This window comes from Gleimia europaea ACS-120-V-Col10b (assembly GCF_000411155.1).
In the GTDB taxonomy this organism is placed as follows: Bacteria; Actinomycetota; Actinomycetes; order Actinomycetales; family Actinomycetaceae; genus Gleimia; species Gleimia europaea_B.
Window position 1 is genome coordinate 770,251 of the sequence record NZ_KE150266.1, and the last position, 18,172, is coordinate 788,422.

An 18,172-nucleotide genomic window follows, 5' to 3' on the forward strand; every position below is an offset into this window, starting at 1 on the left:
TGCTTACTCTTCCTCACGCTTCTCATCTGTTTCCACGCGGGCAACATCCCCGCTGCTGGCCTCGTGCGTGTGCTTGCGATACAACTGACGCTGGCGCGTTCTGCGCTCAAACACGACCAAACCGATCAGCAAGCCCAGGGCAATAGCATTGATGACCAGTCCGACGCGCAAACCAATGGGCGTGAAGCTCATGTGCACCCGGTTTTGACCAGCCTGAACCGGAATCAGCATGAGCGAATCGTCGAAGGGTGCAACTGTTACGCTCTGGCCATTAACCGTAGCTTCCCAGCCCGGATCGTAAATGTTACTTACCAGTAGGTAGCCGGCCTGCGGTGCATTCACGCTAATATCCATCGACCGCTGCCCGCGCTCAATCTGTACGGGGTTGGCGTTTGCCTTCGCAATGCCGCGCTCGTAAACCGAATCGTTCAACATGCCAGCTTCAAAACTGACCGTGCCAGACTTATCCTTCTCTGTCTTAAATTCCACGCGTCCGGTGTCGCCCGCGCGAAGAACACCCAGATCAACCAAACCATTCTTTTGAGTACTTACCTGCACCTTCTGTTCATTGCCCGTATAAACCGCAACATTTTGCACTTTTGCCGTTCCGGACTTGTAGGCGAGGAAGTAGTGGCCATTCGTTTGCGCCGTGACGCTCACGTTCACAACGGCCTGCTCGGAAGTGGCCTCAAACTTGGCTTGCTGCCCAAACGTCGTATCGGCCTGTTCCAACACCGAACCCGTGGTAGCCAAGAAGTCTGCCCTCACCGGCTTGTAAAGACCCGAAGTGCCAAACGCGGCCTCGTACATCCTCGCCTGACTAGTAAGGTAGCCCTCGGCGCCGGTTTTGAAATCCTTTGCCGCGCTATCCACCAGGAACGCAACCGGCAGGGCATCCGCGTTCTCGTACACGGTGAGGTTCGCTGACTCGTAGTACGTTGGGTAGTCAATCAGCTGCCCGTGCTCCTTGTCACTGGTCATCACATATTTCACGCCGAGGAAAGTATCGAGCGGTTTCACCGGATTGTAAGCGTAGGAGTTAATGCCGTTGGTGGATAGGCCAACGTCTTCCATGAGTTTTAGCTGTTCCTCGCTAAACGAGGATCCGAACAGGGTGACGCCGTCATAGCCGTATAGGAACGCGTCGTTATAAGTCTTGCGATTAGCGAGCTCCGCGCGCGGATACCCATCATTCTCGGCCTTGATTTTGGCGGCAACCTCGCGCATATCCCGAGGGAAGTCGCCCGCAGCGTAGCCATCGCGGTTGCCAAACACCTGTCCGTCTCGCACCTCTTTAATGCCCATAATCGATGATCCCAGCAGTTCCAATGAAACCAGGCCGATCATGGTTGCTACCGCCACGGCGCGCGCAGCAAACACGCGCTGCTTCTTCCCCAGTTTCAAAGCGATCTCTTCTCGCCGCGTAAAAGCTACCAAGACCGCCACATACAGCGCGCTGACCGCAATCGTTGCAACCATCGCACGCGCCGTCACCGCCTCTTTGTCAATGCGATACATGACCAGGGCCAGCAGGCCAATGCCGGATGCGATTTTGGCCAGTGGGAGGGGTTCGTTTTTGAGCGCACGGAACGCGTCAGCGGTCATCACCACCAGGAGGAACACCGCCGTAAACGCAAACCGGTGATTCAACTGGTTCGGGTAGTGCATGCCGTGCCAGAAGAAGTTCAACGAGTTGACCGACAGGCTGAGCGCCATGATGGCGAGTAGCAAGCCGTTAGCGAGCTTCGCCCGGGTGGAAATGCTACGCGCTAGAAAGTACGCCGGGATCAGCAACAGGACGAGGATGCCCGCATAAATGTTGGGAAGCCCCTCACGCACCGCCGGTTCAGACAGCAACATTTGCCGCCCGAACAAGTCGATTGGCGAATACATGAAGTCCAGCTTGTCCGGCCACGCATCACCATATGCCGACGTGTGTTGCAGCTTTAAATAGACCGGGATCAAAAGCGCGGAAGCCAGCGCCGCCCCAAACACGGACGCCGCGCCAAACAGGATCACTTTGGCCACTTGATCGCGCCAACGTTTAAACGGCACGTTCTCAAATAAGAGGGCCAAGAAGTACAGGGAGATAAAGAGGACGGCGAAGAATGCGGCGTAGTAATTCACAAACAGGGTGATGGCTGTGAAGATAACGTAGGGCACAAGCCGCTCATGCTTAACGATCAGCCACGCCCCATAAGCGAGGAGGGGGAGCATTATCTGGACGTCCAGCCACATGATGTTCCAAAAATACGCGAGCGTGAATGAAGACAGCGCGTAACCGAGCGAGAATAGGACCGCCACCCACGGGGTGTGAGCGCGGCCGCGACGCAAGAAGAAGTAGCCGGTGTAGCCAGCCAGGCCCGTCTTTAGGACGACGTCGAACAGCACAAAGTTAGACAGTTGCGAGGCGGGGAACAACAAAATGAGCAAGTTTATTGGACTTGCCAGGTAGTAGGCGAAGAGCGAGAGAAAATCAGTGCCAAGCCCTCCTCGCCATGAATACATCAAAGTCTCAAAGTTTGACAGTTTACGCTGATATTCCGCGAGGAAAGGCGCGTACTGATGGTACAGGTCAATAGTGAGGATATGCCGGTCGCCGCTTGGCCACACCCCCTCCACCTGGAACGCGACGAAAATAATCAAAGATGGAATGACAAACGCGGCAATGCCTGGACGATTCTTCGGAGCGAACCACGCTTTCGGATTCAGCAGGGCGACCCGAGACTTTCGCGGCACGCTCAGCTCGGGAGCCCCGATTGTGTCCGACTGTTCAGGCGAGTCCACCGACTGCGGATCCTGCTCAGCCTCGTCCGCTTGTACCGACGCTACGTCCTTCGGCGTCACGTACTGGGGTGCTGCGTCGTCCGGCATAAGAATCTCCTCGCTCATCACTACACTGCGACAACAATATTTTGGCAGACTTGCGCCCTATCAGCACCCACCAGGCCCATAAACCGGCCTCTCTATAAGCTTTTGGGGAGGGCAGCGCCGCGCACCGCCCTCCCCAAACATCGCTTTGGAAGACTACTCCCACTCGTATAAGGTCGTTTGCTGCCACGCCATTCCGGTCCATTCCAGTTGGGTCGTCGTTTTTAGTCGCCTTGCCGCCATATCTCGGCAAGGGGTCTTGCATATGGTGAGATAATGTGGGCACTAGATGAAAACAAGACACCGCCGGAGACTGCCCGATAAGCTCGCGGTTGTCCGTGAACAGGGGTGCGCAATTGGAAAAGATAAAGCTGCAAGATGTCAAAAGGGTCATCGACATCGGAAAGAATGTCCTGCCGTCCGCTGAACCCGCCATGGACAAATACGGACCCGCTCTGATCGATTGGAGGCAACGGAGGGGAAAGCAGGTGGCAAATAACCTGAGAGAAGCAGGGGATTCCATTCTTTCAAAAGGTCAGGCGATCAAAGATTGGAAGGAGCAGCAAAAGTCACTCGAGGCAGCCCGCAAGAAGGCCGTGGCAAGCTCGCTTCCACCGATCTCCGCCAAGGAGTTCTTCGAGAACTTCGAGAACAGCGTCTCCAGCGGGGGTGATCTCAGCGATGGGTACATGGCAATCGCCGGCTGCTTCGCCATCACCACGATGAAGTCGGCTCGCAAGAAAGACCCTTCCGCCTACGAGGATGTCTATGTCGGTTGCGGCAAATCCATGGGCTTCAGCATCTACACCCAGCTTCGCGGTTTCGGCAACGTCGACGTCTACGCCGACTTCAAGTTCAAAAAACCCATGATGCTACTGCTCTTTCCATGCGAGGAAAAAGACCTCAAGACTCGCTTTGAGGCCCTCGTCAGTGACCTTCAGGCCGAGAGCTCGTACAACAAATGGGACGTCCTGGCGCGTTCCAATGAGGCGAGATAGGCGCTAAGAGCATGAGCGACAAGGAACTTGCACCGATTAGCGTCGAGGCCGTTGCGATAGAAGACTTCGACAGCATCAAGGTCATCGCGCGCACCGATGCGAGCAAAGAGAATCACGCCGGCATCGGAGGGCGGGCGGATGCCGTTCTCGGTCTCGCTTCGAACGTCATAAATCTCGTCGAGAGAAAGCAACTCTATAAAGTCGAGGTCCCCGAAGGTTACAGCCTTAAGGATCTTGTTGCCTCGAAGAAAGACCCAGAAGCGGTGAGGGCCCTTGTCCGGAACCCAAAAGGTCGCCTGAGCGGCGACGTCTCCCTCAAGGCCACTGGGGTCAGCCCTGTGCAGATCACCAGCGTCGGCCTCGCTGCAGCGGCAATGGTTGTCGGCCAGGCGTACATGACCGAAATCAGCGACAGCCTCCAGCGTATCGACGCCAAGTTGGAATCGATCGCCTCCATGATCGCTGGTGATCAGAGAGCAAAAGTCAAAAACGCCCTGGACATCGCCAGAACCTACGCAGCCCTTCATGGCGATTATCTCCAAAAGCCCGCCGAGGCGCACCAAGCGGCAAGAAACGAGATCGAGGGCAGGTACAACGACGTCGGCCAGGTTATCGATTGGATTACCGAGCAACTCGCCGGCATCGAGGACAAGGTCAGGGGCGCTACCAAGCGCGAAAAGCACCTTGAACCGTTGCTTAAAGAGGTCAGTCCTACGAGACTCAGTTCGGCATGTGCCTCCAGGCACTGTCGGCGCTAGCCATGACGCGCATGTACTACGACGGCAGCATGGATGACCGCAGCGCCCTCATCGAAGAGCAGCGGATCCTCGACAAATCTCAGGGCTTTCTGAAAAAGAGACAGATCATCGCTGCGCTCATGGAGATGAAGATCGGGGGCATGAAAGGGACGCCTATCGCGCTTCCGCGCGGTACCCAGAGAAACGCCCTCAAGAGGCTGGTCTCCCAGACTCCCAGGGCGGCTGCAAAAGAGCAGCTCCTTGAGGCCAAGGTTGAGATGCTCGCGAGCCTGCGATCGGGCGAATCGAAATTAAGGTCCGAGGCCGACGATCGAAAAGGCGAGATCGAACGCATCGCGGCAGTATCACGGACAGCCAGGACGCTACTCACAGATGGAACCGACTGCTGGCTCATCGACGATCGGAATGATTAGAAAACTCTTCCTTCTCCTCCGCGAGCATCCTCGCCAGCTCGTCCTCCACGCCGAGGAGCGGAAGTCAACGGAAACCCCGGCATTTAGGGCTACGCAAGCGGACTGAGGAATGGTCGAGCCTCTCCCCGCAGTGCGCTTCGATGCCGTTTGCGTTTCCGAGGTCGTGGGAGAACGGGTTGAATAAAGCATGCAATAGCCCGGGAGGATTTAGCGGCATCCCAAACCGAGCCGCCGGCGGCTTCTTCTGGCCTCAAGTCGAAATGGCAAGACCCGTGATTAGCCGTAGGCAACCGAGAAAGGTCGAAAGAATGAACGACGAGGAGCTCGGCCTGCCAAGCCCGGAGAGATACGAGGGCGAGCGGTTCAGCGTCGAAGACTATAAGACGTAAGAATACGCGGAGGCGCAAACGCTCGAGGAGGCCATAGCCATCCGGAGCGCCAAGATGTTCCTCAAGGACGTGACCCCGGACGTTTTCCTGGACGACGCCCCGCTGGGTGTCGAGAAAATCGGAATAGCGGACCTTTGGTCTGACTCTACCTGGAAGGAAGGCGAAAAGGAGCGCGACGTGGCCCTCGAGAGGTCGGCGGCCTCCCTCAAGGAGGGCGACCTTCTCGAGGTGCGTCCGTGTTCGGAGGACGCCAACGAATGGGGCTACAGGTTCCACCTGGCCGACGGGTCCACGGTGCCCTACACGCCCTATCACGATTACGACGACCAGCTATTCCAAAAGGTCATCGAGAGCCTCGGCGCCGGCGAATGGCTCGCATGCCGCGTCAGAGAGGTGTCCTGCTTCGGAGAAGACGGCATCGACGACGACCCCGAGTTCTTCTGGCGGGTCTACTCTTGCAAGGTCACGGTGTATCGAGGCGGTTCGACGAGGGCGTAAGCCCAGATCAGCGCCGCGACATCGTCTTGCTGCGTTTGCGGGCGCTGTTCTCGCACGGCATACTATTCACCCCACAGCTCGAAGAGCGCGTCGGCGATCTGCGCGCGCTTGGCGAGGAAAAGCGCGAAGAGCTCGAGCACGGCGAAATCGATGAGAGCGCTTACGCCGTTTGGAAGACGTCTTCCTGATATTTCCCCAGGTAAATTGACGTTTCTTTGCAAACAGCCTCCGAACCAGAGGGTTCGGAGGCCGTTATTCCCGTTATTGTGCTGGTGGCTTTGCCCTAGGGCGATGCCGAAACAGCATCAGACAGTACTCGGCGGTACTAAAACGCGAGTTCGAAAGCCAGTTCTCGTTACTCCCACTCAATAGCTAGAAACTCTCCCCAGTTTGCCGCAGTTTGCTCCAGTTTATCCTATTTACGCCCAGTCTCAAAAATTGCCGCGAATCCATGGGGTCAAATTTGGGTCATGGGTTTCGGGGTGGGGATAGGGCGCTTTTGTGGGTCACAGTGGGTCATGAAGGCTGGCGAGTGGGTTCTCAAGGTGTTTTGATTATAGGGCGAGAAAGAAGCAGCAGGCAGGTCTCGTTTCTGCTGCGCGCTTTCCCCGGGCAGGCACCGCCCGTCCGCTTCCGCCCGAGCCTACCGGGCGTCTTCGATCCTGGCGACGAATTCATTGGCCCACCGAATCGCCTCGTCAACATCCTGGAGCACGGGCAGGCCCTCTGCGAGGGCGGCGTACATCTCATTCCATCCCTTTTGCTTGGCAATGACCGGCGGCCAGGCCTGCGCCCGCCTGTAGGAGAAAAGCCTCCGGCAGGCGGCCCTCGCAGCCGTAAGGTCAACCTCGGCTCTGGCGTCGATCAGCTGGAGGTCGATGAGATCGCGGGCCCGATCGTCCGGGCCGGAGACGGCGTGGAGCTTCTGGGCGATCTGGTGGTCGAGCGGCATAAGGGGAGCTCTGCCGGGCGCGGGGAATCCCATCGCCTCGAAGAGCTCGCCGGCGTCCGCCAGCTCGGCCCACTCTGGCGCGTCGGCGTCGCCTATCTCGTTGTGGCCGACCTCGAGCGGCACCGTGCACCAGGGTTTCCCGAGGTAGTCCAGCTTGACGTCATACGGCTGCATGACGTACTGCTCGGGAATCCCATCGGGCGAGGCCGGGTCCTTTTCTACCACGCGGCCGGAGAACCCCTCCCAGCCGGAGCGGAGCCTCGAGTTAAGCTGGGCGGCGTAGGCTGCGGGATCGGTCGCCGTGGCGGTGTCTAGGTCCGTGGTGAACCGCGTGTTCTCCTCGCCGAAGCGCATCTTGAGCGCGCTGCCGCCCTTGACGACCCCGTCGGGGAGCATGCTCGCCACGATCGCGTTCGCCATCACGGTGCGCGCCCTCATGAAGTCCTGGGGCGCGCCCCCGCGGAGCCTGCGTATCGCGTCGTCGAGATGGCGCATGCTGTTGGGTCTCTTCATCGGGTTATCTCCTCCTTGATCCGCGCTTCCTCCTCTTTGGTTATGTAGCCGCGTGCGAGCGCCTCGCTTGCGGCCTCAATGGCCCTGTCGACCCCCATGGTCTTCGAGGCTGCCGCGATGGCGGCCGGCAAGGGCTGGCAGGCGACGCCCTCCAGGTAGACGGGGACCGTCCCGCCCATTCGCTCCAAGGTGACCCCGGGGCCGAGATTGCGTCGGCAGCGCCTCGGCGACGCGAGGCGCATTTTAGTAGGGTCCGTTGGCGCCAGCCCCAGCAGCGCCACAACCGACTCTCCGCAGAGGAAGGCCCCTTCGCCCGCCGCCTTCACGGCGATGGCATAGGGCGTCTGCGGCTGCGATGGCCAAATGGGCATGCGGTACACGCCGCGCGCGACGCGCACGAGCTTCCCCAGCTTTTCTTGCTGGACCATCTCCGCCCTGGACATGCCGAGCCCGGCCGCCTCGGCAGAGGTGATTAGGCCGAAGTCGTCTACCGCCTCGTATATGTCGTCGATTTTAGCCATGCCGAAAGTATAGCGTATTTACTATACTTTTGACCTATCGAAAGTATGCAACCCTGTGATGGTGCCTGCAGTGCGCCGCAGCCCGCTTCCTTGCGCAAAGATAGCACCCATGATGCAGTGCGCTATGGGTGCTATCTAGGTTGTCGTGCACGTATGTTGCACGTATTTTAACTACTCCCACTCGATTGTTGCCGGCGGCTTTGACGTCACGTCAAGCACAACCCTGTTGATTTCCGGGACCTCACTGGTGATTCGCATCGAAATGCGGTCCAGCACGTCGTACGGCACGTGCGCCCATTCGGCGCTCATGGCGTCCTCGGAAATGATCGGGCGCAGAACAATCGGGTGACCGTACGTGCGCTGATCGCCCGTGACACCCACGGATCTGACATCGGCCAGCAGAACAACCGGGCACTGCCAAATAACCTCGTCAAGGCCAGCATTGGTCAGCTCCTCGCGCACAATGAAATCAGCTGCACGAAGAACATCCAAACGCTCCCGAGTCAGCGCGCCAACCACGCGCACACCCAAGCCGGGGCCGGGGAACGGCTGGCGCTTCACCATAGAGGCCGGCACCCCAATCTCAAGGCCAAGCTCGCGCACCTCGTCCTTAAAGAGGGCGCGTAGCGGCTCAACCAGCTCAAAGTTCAAATCCTCCGGCAGGCCGCCCACGTTGTGGTGCGACTTGATGTTTGCCGATCCCTCGGCTCCAGACTCGACCACATCCGGGTAGATCGTGCCCTGGACGAGGAACTTAACTTCCTCCCCATCGCGATCAGCTTCTGCCACGAACTTCTTCTGCGCATCCTCGAACACGCGGATGAACTCGCGGCCAATGATCTTGCGTTTCTGCTCCGGTTCAGTAACGTCCTTCAACGCGTTCAAGAAACGTTCCGACTCGTCAATCGTGACCACACGAATACCCATCGTGGCTGCGTAGTCACGCTCAACCTGCTCGCGCTCACCCAGACGCAACAGGCCATGATCCACGAAGAAACAGGTGAGCTGGTCCCCAACAGCCTTGTGCACAAGGGCCGCCGCAACGGAGGAATCCACACCGCCAGACAGTGCGCAAATCACGCGCGCAGAACCAACCTGCTCGCGAATCTTTTGAATCTCACTGTCAATAATCGAGGCCGCAGACCATTCGCCCTCAATGCCCGCAATGTCGCGCAAGAAACGCACAATTTGATCCTGACCGTGCTCGGTGCGGCGAATCTCTGGCAGCCATTCCACGCCGTACAGGCCGCGAGCCGTGTCCTCGGCCGCCGCAATCTGCGACTTATCCGTGCTTGCGCTCACGCGGAACCCAGCGGGTAGCTCCTCCACGCGGTCAGTGTGAGACATCCACACATCCTGGTCACCATCAGCACCCAGTAGCTTCGAATCCGAAACCGTTACAGTTGCGCGGGCGCGACCATTTTCTGGCACATCTCCAGGGGTAACCACACCACCAAGGGCATCCACCATCACGTGGAAACCCGACGAAATAGCAAGAACTGGAACCCCAGAATTAAGAATGTCCGCGTCAAACTTAACGTGCGCGGACGACGGACCACCAGAAAGAATAATCGCAGCAGGATTCTTTTCACGGATCTGCTGCGCACTATAAGTCTGGGGAACAATCTCGGAGTAAACATGGGCCTCACGGACCCGGCGGGCAATCAGTTGCACGTTCTGCGCACCCAGGTCGACCACCAGAACCGGGCGATTCTTCATTTCATTTGCGTTAGTCACAACTAAATTCTACCGCGCAAAATTTGCCATCCGTTACCACGTCCAAAAAATAAGGCAGAATATAAGGCATGGCACAAAAGAAGTCGGCAACGTCGCTGTCAGAAGTCTTCATCCGCAAATGGGGCACGCGCAAGCTCAAACCCCTTACAAAAACGGAAAAACAAGCCATCAACGCCATCAATCACGACTACCTCCAAGCCGCGAACGAGGCCGCCACTGCCGCTCACTGCCCCGACACAGCGTGGCTAATATCTCTTTGGACCAGCCCGCGCGACCTCGGAAAACGAAAAGGCCCCGACCTGCCTGACCTTGACCTAGTACTCGCCGCCATCAACGTCATCGAAAATGAGTACACCAACCGCACGCGCACCCTACCCCGGCGCAAAATCCGCGAGCCCCTTGCCCGCATGTGGCAAGCCCACGAGGCCCGCAAAACCAATCCGAACTGGAAAGAACTTACCGACAGTAAATCGCGCTGGTACACCACCGAAGACCTGCAGCAGTGGTACACCGGCATCGAAGAGGGGGCGAAGAACCTTACCGTTCTTCCCGCCCGCGCCTACCCGCACGCTTTCGTACAAGCCGTGGCGTGGGTGGAAGCATGGGACGAATTCCTCAAAGTGCGCGGCCACATCGGGGAGCGCTTTTCGCTACGCGAAGAACTAACCCGCCTCCACAACTGGCCGGGAGACCAGTGGAACACCGGAGATGACTATGAATCCGCCCAAAACCGCTTCCACCGCCGTCTCGCCAAAGCTCAAAAGCGCGTTGCCGACCCGCTGCGCGACCAGGTGCTTCGCCGCGCCCTCTACCTGCGTGAAGGTCTGCTGACCGAACCGGTTGATCCCCTCGAATGGTTCCTCGCCGCCGCCTCGTACACCGCCATCAACCCCGGCGTCATGATTCCGTGGACGCAAAAGGACTACAACGCCCTTGGCGACCTCGTGGATAGCTTTGAAAACCTGTGGTTGCGATCCAAACGCAAGTCGTTCGAGGCAAGAAAGTCCGACCTAAAACTGAAGCTGACGTCCATTGAGGAAAGCGAACTTGAGTGGGTTTGTGGGCCGCAACAAATGATTGACCTGGACGAGGATGTTGTTGCCGCTCTTCCTCCCGGTTGCGCGGTCAAGCGACTCATCGTCTCGCGCCGGCACCCAATTGGGCCAGACTGGATGGTCTACTGGGTTGAATCTGAAGACGGCAGTGCCAAACCGATCCTCAACCTCGTTGAGACGGCGAAGCTACGCCCACCCATCCTGTTCGTCTCCGATGGCACGCCTGCAAACCTGGCCTCGCTCGTCTCCGAACACCTCGACAAGGCATTTACCATTCCCACCCACCCGCTGAGCGTGTGGAACAAAAGCGAGCACCCATTCTGATTAATCTTTACGGCTATTTCACGTAAGGTTTAAGTGCGGACCACGAGTTAAATACTTCGCGCAAACCCCTCTGTCACTAATTAAGGAGTAGAACGTGAGCCTCACGATTGGAGTTGACGTAGGCGGCACTAAGATCGCCGCAGGCCTTGTTAATGAAGAAGGTGAAGTTCTTCGCACCGAAGTGATCCAGACGCCCGCGCAAGAAGTTGACGCAACCGCGAGCGCGATTACCACCCTGGTTGAAAAGCTCCGCGCGGGTGAGGAAGTAAGCGCCGTCGGTATTGGGGCGGCAGGTTTTTGCGACGCCACGCGCACTTCAGTGGTGTACGCGCCGAATTTGGCTTGGCGTAGTGAACCTTTGGCTTCCAAGATCGCCGAGGCCACGGGACTACCCACCGTGGTTGAAAACGACGCGAACGCGGCGGCGTGGGGCGAGTTCTGTTTCGGTGCTGCCCGCGACGTGAAGAACGCGATAGTGATCACGCTAGGTACCGGTATTGGTGGTGGCATCATCGTTGATGACAGGCTGGTGCGCGGCTTCCAAGGCTTCGCCGGCGAGGTGGGCCACATGCAGGTCAAGGCCGGAGGGCGCCGCTGTGGTTGCGGTAATCGAGGTTGCTGGGAACGCTACGGTTCAGGCACCGCGCTCGTACACGAAGCTCGCGAAATCGCTACGGTCGCGCCTGCCTCTGCACTGCGACTGCTGGAACTGGCGGAAGGTAACCCGCAGCAAATCACTGGCCAGATGGTTACGGCCGCCGCTAAAGAGGGCGACCCGGTTGCGCTGGACGTGGTTGAAACCATTGCGGAGTGGGTAGGGCGCGGACTTGCTGATCTTTGTGCCATCCTCGATCCGGAAATGATCGTGCTCGCTGGTGGGGTGGCCTCTGCGGGAGAACTGTTGCGCGCACCCGTGCAAAAGTCTTTCGAGAAGAACCTCACTGCCCGCCTATACCGCCAGCCCGCCCAGATCACTCTAGCTGAGCTTGGCGTTCCGGCCGGCCTCATCGGCGCCGCTGACCTGGCTCGCCAGTCGGGCTAGCACCACATTTCTCCCTATAAGAGGGTTGCGGTGAACCGTCCTTATGTACTTGGTTCGCCGCAACCCTCTTAATGTGCGGGTGTAGCTCATCTTCGGTGAGATCAACCGGGGGAACTCCCCCAACCGTCACCGACCCGGAGGCGAGCGGGTGAAGTATTCACCACCCAAATTGTGGGAAATGCAATTTTGCTAAATACGGCTTTTCGCTGCTTGAATTCTTCTTGACTCTACTATCACGGTTGTTTTTAACTACCATTAGGGAAAGCCGCAACAAATTTTTCGAAGGAGACAGTTTTGGCACGCACACTTTTTGTTGCCTCGCCAGAGCCCCGCACCGGTAAACCAATGGTGACTATCGGACTGGCTTCATTTTTTATTGAAAAAGGTATGAAGGTTGGCCTCCTGCGTCCTATTGTACGAGACCGATCCACAGACGCGATGCTGAATATCTTCAACAACGGCACCGTCATTTCCGGACCTGCCGTTGGTGCCCTCACTTATGAGGAGTACGTAGCTGATCCCGATTCTGCGTTGGAAAGCATTGTGCGCACACACCGCAAGCTTTCGGAAAACGTCGATGTCGTCATCGTTTCGGGCTCTGATTTCGAGGGCGTGGTTGGTTTTGACGAGTTTGAGTTCAATTGCCGGGTGAGCGCGAACATTGGCGCACACATGGCCGTGGTGCTGTCCGGTATTGATCGCACTCCAGAAGACGTGATGGACGCGGGACGTCTAGCCGTGACTACGGCCCGCCAAGAGTTCGCGCACGTTGCGGGCGTGGTTATCACGCGCGTTCCGGAAGAAAATGCGGATGATTACCGCCGCAAGGTAGACAAGATCCCCACCTACGTGATCCCGGAAGACCCGTTGCTTACCGCTCCTCGCGTCATCGATATCATGAACTCCACCAACGCCACCTTGATAAATGGTGACCGCGCAAATCTGCTTCGCGAGGCTGAAAGCGTGCTGGTTTGCGGCATGAACTCCACGCACGTGGTGGAGCGACTGCAAGATGGCCAGATCGTGATTGCTGCGGCGGATCGCCCCGAGCTTTTGATGACCGTTGCCGCAGCGCACGCGGTTGAGGGCAAGCCGAGCCTGGCCGGCCTCATCCTAAATGGCGGTTTTGAACTGTCTGAACAAGTGATGGACCTGGTTGGCAAACTCGTTCCAGACCTACCGATCATGACCGTTGCGACCGGAACTTTTGAAACCGCGGACAGGGTTTCGCGCACTCGCGGCCCAGTGCATCTGCACACCCCTCGCAAACTTGAGCGCGCTGTCGAACTAGTTCGCAAATCGATCAATCCGGCCGCAATGGAAGCCATTTCTGAGGCGCCCGGTGCCGCGCACGTCACCCCCCTCATGTTCCAGATTGACCTGTTGGAAAAGGCTGCGGCCAAACGCATGCGCATCGTTTTGCCCGAGCCTGACGATGACCGCATTTTGCACGCTACCGACACGATTGTGCGTCGCGGCGTGGCCGACGTGATTCTGATTGGCGATGAGGAAGCGATCCGCACCCGTGCGGGAGAGCTGGGCGTGGAACTGGCAACCACGCAGATTGTGTCACCGCAGGATCCGGAGCTTTTGGAAAAGTATGCGGCTGAGTTTGCTCGCCTGCGCGCAAAGAAGGGAGTCACTTTGGAGCAGGCGCGCGAGCAGATTCAAGACGTGTCCTACTTTGGCACCATGATGGTGCACATGGGGGATGCGGACGGCATGGTTTCAGGCGCTGCCCACACCACGGCTCACACCATCGTGCCATCTTTCCAGATCATCAAGACCAAGCCGGGAACCTCGATCGTGTCTTCCACTTTCCTCATGCTGATGAAGGATCGCGTACACGTTTATGGCGACTGCGCTGTAAACCTGGACCCGTCAGCCGAGCAGCTTGCTGACATCGCGATTTCGTCCGCTGAGACGGCTGCCCAGTTCGGGGTTGAGCCGCGCGTGGCGATGATCTCTTATTCCACCGGCACTTCCGGTCACGGGCCGGACGTGGACAAGGTCCGTGAGGCTACCGAACTCGTACGCCAGAAAGCACCCGGCCTCGCCGTTGACGGCCCGCTCCAGTTTGACGCGTCCATCGACCCGGTAGTTGCCGCGCAGAAGATGCCGAACTCGGACGTTGCCGGCAAGGCTACCGTGTTCATCTTCCCCGACCTCAACACTGGTAACACCACGTACAAGGCCGTGCAGCGTTCCTCCGGCGCTGTTGCCGTGGGTCCCATCTTGCAGGGTCTCAACAAGCCGGTTAATGATCTTTCGCGCGGCGCCCTCGTGGAAGACATCATCAACACGGTTGCGATCACCGCCGTGCAAGCCCAAAGCATCAACAACGAGCAGAACTAGACAGGAAGCAACCAATGAGTGAAACTCCTCCCCGGGTGCTTGTTATTAACTCCGGATCCTCATCGCTCAAATACCAGCTGGTAGAGCCTGAAGATGGTGTCTCCATCGCCTCGGGTATCGCTGAGAGAATCGGCGAACCTGTGTCCCACACCGAACACCGATTCGGAGACAAAGAGGTTGCGATGGACCAGCCGATCCTCGACCACACCGCAGCACTGCGCGAAGCCCTGCGCCTGTTCGACCAGGTAGGGCCAAAGCTTGAGGAAGCCAATATCGTGGCAGTTGGACATCGCGTGGTCCAAGGCGGCAGATACTTCTCTGGCCCTGCCCTCATTGATGATCAAACGCGCAACCTAATCGACCAGTTGTCCCCGCTAGCCCCGCTACACAACCCCGCCCATCTAAAGGGAATTGACGTAGCGCGCAAGATGCTTCCAGACGTTCCTCACGTAGCAGTTTTTGACACAGCGTTCTTCCAGTCACTACCGGACGAGTCAGCAACCTACGCGTTGGACAAGGAAACCGCAGACAAATACTCGATCCGCCGCTACGGCGCACACGGAACCTCGCACCAGTACGTCTCTGGCCGTGTCCATGACCTGCTGGGCCGCAAGCGCATCCGCCAGATCGTGCTCCACCTGGGCAACGGCGCGTCCGCATCCGCAGTTGTAAATGGCGAAGCCGTGGACACGTCGATGGGCCTAACCCCCCTCGAGGGCCTGGTGATGGGCACGCGAACTGGTGATATTGACCCGGCAGCGGTTTTCCACCTCATGCGCAATGGTGGCATGAAGATCGACGAAATCGACACGCTGTTTAATAAGCGCTCCGGCCTTAAGGGCCTCACCGGCGACAACGACATGCGTAGCGTTCGCGCCCGCGCAAACGCGGGAGATAAGGAAGCCCGCCTCGCCCTCGACGTCGTACTGCACCGCCTGGTGAAGTACGTTGGCGCCTACGCTGCCGAAATGGGTGGCCTGGACGTGCTCACGTTCACTGCGGGCATAGGCGAAAACGACTCGGCGCTACGCCAGGAACTGTGCGACAAGCTGAAAATGTTTGGCATCACGCTGGATCCGGTTGCAAACGTTTTGCGGTCAAAGGATCCGCGCACCATCTCGGCCGCTGATTCGAAGGTGCGCGTAATGGTTGTGCCTACCAACGAGGAGCTAGCCATCGCCCAGCAGGCGATGTCGCTACTGGACTAATGCACTGTGGCGCCTCGCGTCCGCACGATTTAACCGCGCTGATCGGTTTTATTTTGCGGAGTGGGGCGCCATTTCTAATTGGGCTCTAAAATCGAAGACAGGGATAACCACGCCCGGATTTACTTCCCACCTGTGAAGGAAAAACATGTACGACTTTCACTCCCCCCTCGCAAACGGGTTTGTGCGTGTAGCGGCTGCTAACATCCCCATCAAGGTTGGCGATCCTGCGGCGAATGCGGCCCGCATCATTGAAGCGGCCAGCCAGGCGGGCGAGGCCGGAGCAAGCGTAGTTGTATTTCAAGAGCTCACGCTGGTAGGAGTAACGGCAGACGATCTGCTGTTCCAAGACACCCTGCACGAGGAATGCGAAGCTGCAATAGAGACCATCAAACAGACTTCCTCCAACTGGCCGCTAGTGGCGCTATTTGGCGCCCCGTTGCAAGCAGAGGGCAAGATGTTGAACGCGGCGATAGCCGTGGCGCGCGGACAAATCGCGGGGGTCTGGTTTGCTCCTTCCCATAGCGCCCCAATGCGAAAGCGCTGGTTTAGTTCCCGCTCTGATGCCTCCGCCGCCTACTCGGTCATATTGGACCAGCCGCTATTCATTGCGGGCGAGATACCTCTGACGGTTCAGGACGTGCCCGGCCTATCCATCAGCGTGCAACTGCAGGAACCGATCGACTACCAGATGCAGGCAAAGCATGGCGTTAGCCTAGTTGCGAACTTGGGCGGGGCACCCGCGTTTGCAGGAACTGCACGGCATCGTTTGGCCCGGGCACGTGAGGCCTCGCGAACCACAAAACTCGCGGTTGTGTATGCGGGCGCAGGCGAGGGTGAATCAACAACCGACTATGCGTGGGACGGGCAGGCTTTCATCGTGGAGGCCGGTGAGGTACTGGCACAAAACGACCGGTTCGGATCCGGTTTACGCCTCACTTATGCCGATATTGATCTGGCTCGACTGCAGGCAGAGCACAAGCTCTTAAGCCCGGCGCAAGAGGAAATGTTTGCCGGCCAGCAGGTTTGTGTGCGCCCGCGTAGCGATTGGACGTTAGAGCGCAGGCTGCCCCGCTTCCCTTACTTAGACACGGATCCGCAGTTGTGGGAAGCCGATCTGGAGGACATGTTTAACCTGCAGGTGCAGGCGTTGATGCGCCGGCTTGAGGCCACCGGAAACCCGCATCCGGTTATCGGCATCTCCGGCGGTCTGGACTCAACGCACGCCCTACTCGTGTGCGTTGAGGCGATGGAGCGCATGGGCCGGCCCCGCACCGATATTTTGACGTTCACAATGCCTGGCTTTGCCACCACCTCGCACACGAAGAACAATGCGACCAAGCTGTGCGAAGTCCTGGGCACCACATTCGAGGTGATTGACATTCGCGACACGGCCCGCCAAATGTTGGCCGACATGGGGCACCCGTTTGGGCGCGGCGAAGAAGTGTATGACGTGACGTTTGAGAACGTGCAGGCGGGCCTGCGCACCGATTTCTTGTTCCGCATTGCTAACGGTAGGCGCGGCCTGGTGATCGGTACGGGCGACTATTCGGAGCTCATGCTCGGGTGGTGCACGTTTGGCGTTGGGGATCACATGTCGCATTACAGCGTGAATCCGGGGGTGCCAAAAACTCTAATGCAGCATCTGATCCGTTGGATTATGGCCTCGAATCGTTTTGGCGAGGAAGTCAATAGCACGCTGGATTCGATTTTGAAGACGGAGATCACCCCGGAGCTGATCCCCACGCGTGAAGGCGAAGAGGCGCAGTCTACGCAGGCGATGATCGGCCCTTACGTGCTACAAGATTTCAACGCTTACTACCTGGTCCACCTGGGGCTTTCCCCAGAGCTCACGGCGTTTCGCACGCTAAATGCGTGGGGTAGCGCGGGTGAAGGCGTGTGGCCCACCGGTTTAGAGGGCGCGGATCGTATTGAGTTTGACCTGAAGCAGATCCTCACGTGGGAGCGCGTGTTCTTGCGCCGGTTTTTCACAAATCAGTTCAAGCGCTCAACGCTGGCAAACGGCCCGCGCGTGCTCGAAGGTGCGAATCTATCCCCGCGCGGTGACCTCATGCTTGCATCCGACGTTTCACCAGCGCCGTGGCTCGCGCGTATCGACAAGCTGGCTGAGAGCTTGGGCATCAATCTAGAAAAGAGGTAGCGGTGACTGCACTATTGGTGATTTTTGGGCTTTTGTTCGTTGCGGCCGCTACCTTGGGCACGGCTTTGATCGCCAGCATTGTCAAAGAAGACGCGTGGCACGGCTCTGCCCTGCGTTTGCCGGTGCATTCAGATGACCCCGAGGTGGTTCGCCACGTGCACCGCGCGTCGCTACCGATTCTGGGCGCCCTCGTGTTCATTGCTCTGGCACACGGAGCCACTTTGGTGATCTTAGCTTTCTACCCCTCGGTGGCCACGGCAGTGAAAGCCGCGGTCATAGTGGCAGGGTTAGTGACCGTCGGGGGCTTGGCGGCCACACTCATCTCATACGCTAAAAACCCGCACATCAAGCGCTGAATCGCTCTTATAGCATTGCCCGAG

15 protein-coding genes are annotated in these 18,172 nt (G+C 58.3%); 11 read left to right on the plus strand and 4 right to left on the minus strand.

Annotated features, from left to right (window positions below; genetic code table 11):
• Window positions 1-3: 3 nt before the first annotated feature.
• Window positions 4-2,892, minus strand: coding sequence for a YfhO family protein (locus HMPREF9238_RS03490; protein WP_083938912.1), 2,889 nt, complete (start codon window positions 2,890-2,892; stop codon window positions 4-6).
• 335 nt (window positions 2,893-3,227) lie between these two features.
• Here HMPREF9238_RS03490 and HMPREF9238_RS03495 point away from each other — a divergent pair, with 335 nt between their 5' ends.
• The 5 genes from HMPREF9238_RS03495 (at window position 3,228) to HMPREF9238_RS08865 (ending at window position 6,115) form a co-directional block, all read left to right on the plus strand.
• The gene (locus tag HMPREF9238_RS03495) at window positions 3,228-3,869 is read left to right on the plus strand and encodes a hypothetical protein (protein ID WP_016444065.1); all 642 of its coding nucleotides are present in this window, start codon (window positions 3,228-3,230) and stop codon (window positions 3,867-3,869) included.
• An 11-nt stretch (window positions 3,870-3,880) separates the two neighbouring features.
• Window positions 3,881-4,627, plus strand: a complete 747-nt coding sequence (locus tag HMPREF9238_RS08965) for a hypothetical protein (protein ID WP_016444066.1) — start codon at window positions 3,881-3,883, stop codon at window positions 4,625-4,627.
• An 11-nt stretch (window positions 4,628-4,638) separates the two neighbouring features.
• A complete protein-coding gene (locus tag HMPREF9238_RS08970; RefSeq protein WP_232217592.1) occupies window positions 4,639-5,040 on the plus strand; it encodes a hypothetical protein in 402 nt (133 codons plus the stop codon).
• Window positions 5,041-5,483: 443 nt separating this feature from the next.
• Window positions 5,484-5,927, plus strand: a complete 444-nt coding sequence (locus HMPREF9238_RS03510; protein WP_016444068.1) for a hypothetical protein — start codon at window positions 5,484-5,486, stop codon at window positions 5,925-5,927.
• Between the two features lie 26 nt (window positions 5,928-5,953).
• Window positions 5,954-6,115: a hypothetical protein gene (locus HMPREF9238_RS08865; RefSeq protein ID WP_156824381.1), complete on the plus strand. Its 162-nt coding sequence runs from the start codon at window positions 5,954-5,956 to the stop codon at window positions 6,113-6,115.
• 455 nt (window positions 6,116-6,570) lie between these two features.
• Here the strand turns inward: HMPREF9238_RS08865 and HMPREF9238_RS03515 are convergent, their stop codons facing one another.
• The 3 genes from HMPREF9238_RS03515 to guaA form a co-directional block, all read right to left on the minus strand.
• Window positions 6,571-7,392 (minus strand): nucleotidyl transferase AbiEii/AbiGii toxin family protein, encoded by an 822-nt coding sequence (locus tag HMPREF9238_RS03515; RefSeq protein ID WP_016444070.1) that lies wholly within the window; start codon window positions 7,390-7,392, stop codon window positions 6,571-6,573.
• Entirely contained in the window at window positions 7,389-7,913 is a 525-nt protein-coding gene (locus HMPREF9238_RS03520; RefSeq protein ID WP_016444071.1) for a type IV toxin-antitoxin system AbiEi family antitoxin domain-containing protein, read from the minus strand. The genes HMPREF9238_RS03515 and HMPREF9238_RS03520 overlap by 4 nt, the downstream gene beginning before the upstream one ends.
• Before the next feature lie 171 nt (window positions 7,914-8,084).
• Window positions 8,085-9,632 carry a glutamine-hydrolyzing GMP synthase gene (guaA, locus tag HMPREF9238_RS03525; protein ID WP_016444072.1) on the minus strand — a complete coding sequence of 516 codons (1,548 nt, stop codon included), beginning with the start codon at window positions 9,630-9,632 and terminating at the stop codon, window positions 8,085-8,087.
• Between the two features lie 86 nt (window positions 9,633-9,718).
• On the opposite strand from guaA, the gene HMPREF9238_RS03530 reads away from it, so the two are divergent.
• From HMPREF9238_RS03530 to HMPREF9238_RS03555, 6 genes are all read left to right on the plus strand, one after another.
• Window positions 9,719-11,029, plus strand: coding sequence for a hypothetical protein (locus HMPREF9238_RS03530; RefSeq protein WP_016444073.1), 1,311 nt, complete (start codon window positions 9,719-9,721; stop codon window positions 11,027-11,029).
• Between the two features lie 94 nt (window positions 11,030-11,123).
• Complete coding sequence (locus tag HMPREF9238_RS03535) at window positions 11,124-12,071, plus strand: ROK family glucokinase (protein WP_016444074.1); 948 nt, start codon at window positions 11,124-11,126, stop codon at window positions 12,069-12,071.
• A gap of 294 nt (window positions 12,072-12,365) precedes the next feature.
• On the plus strand, window positions 12,366-14,426 hold the full coding sequence (gene pta / locus HMPREF9238_RS03540) for a phosphate acetyltransferase (RefSeq protein WP_016444075.1): 2,061 nt from the start codon (window positions 12,366-12,368) through the stop codon (window positions 14,424-14,426).
• 14 nt (window positions 14,427-14,440) lie between these two features.
• Window positions 14,441-15,634, plus strand: coding sequence for an acetate/propionate family kinase (locus HMPREF9238_RS03545; protein ID WP_016444076.1), 1,194 nt, complete (start codon window positions 14,441-14,443; stop codon window positions 15,632-15,634).
• 145 nt (window positions 15,635-15,779) lie between these two features.
• Window positions 15,780-17,792, plus strand: a complete 2,013-nt coding sequence (locus HMPREF9238_RS03550; RefSeq protein ID WP_016444077.1) for an NAD(+) synthase — start codon at window positions 15,780-15,782, stop codon at window positions 17,790-17,792.
• A gap of 2 nt (window positions 17,793-17,794) precedes the next feature.
• On the plus strand, window positions 17,795-18,148 hold the full coding sequence (locus tag HMPREF9238_RS03555) for a hypothetical protein (RefSeq protein WP_016444078.1): 354 nt from the start codon (window positions 17,795-17,797) through the stop codon (window positions 18,146-18,148).
• Window positions 18,149-18,172 lie beyond the last annotated feature (24 nt).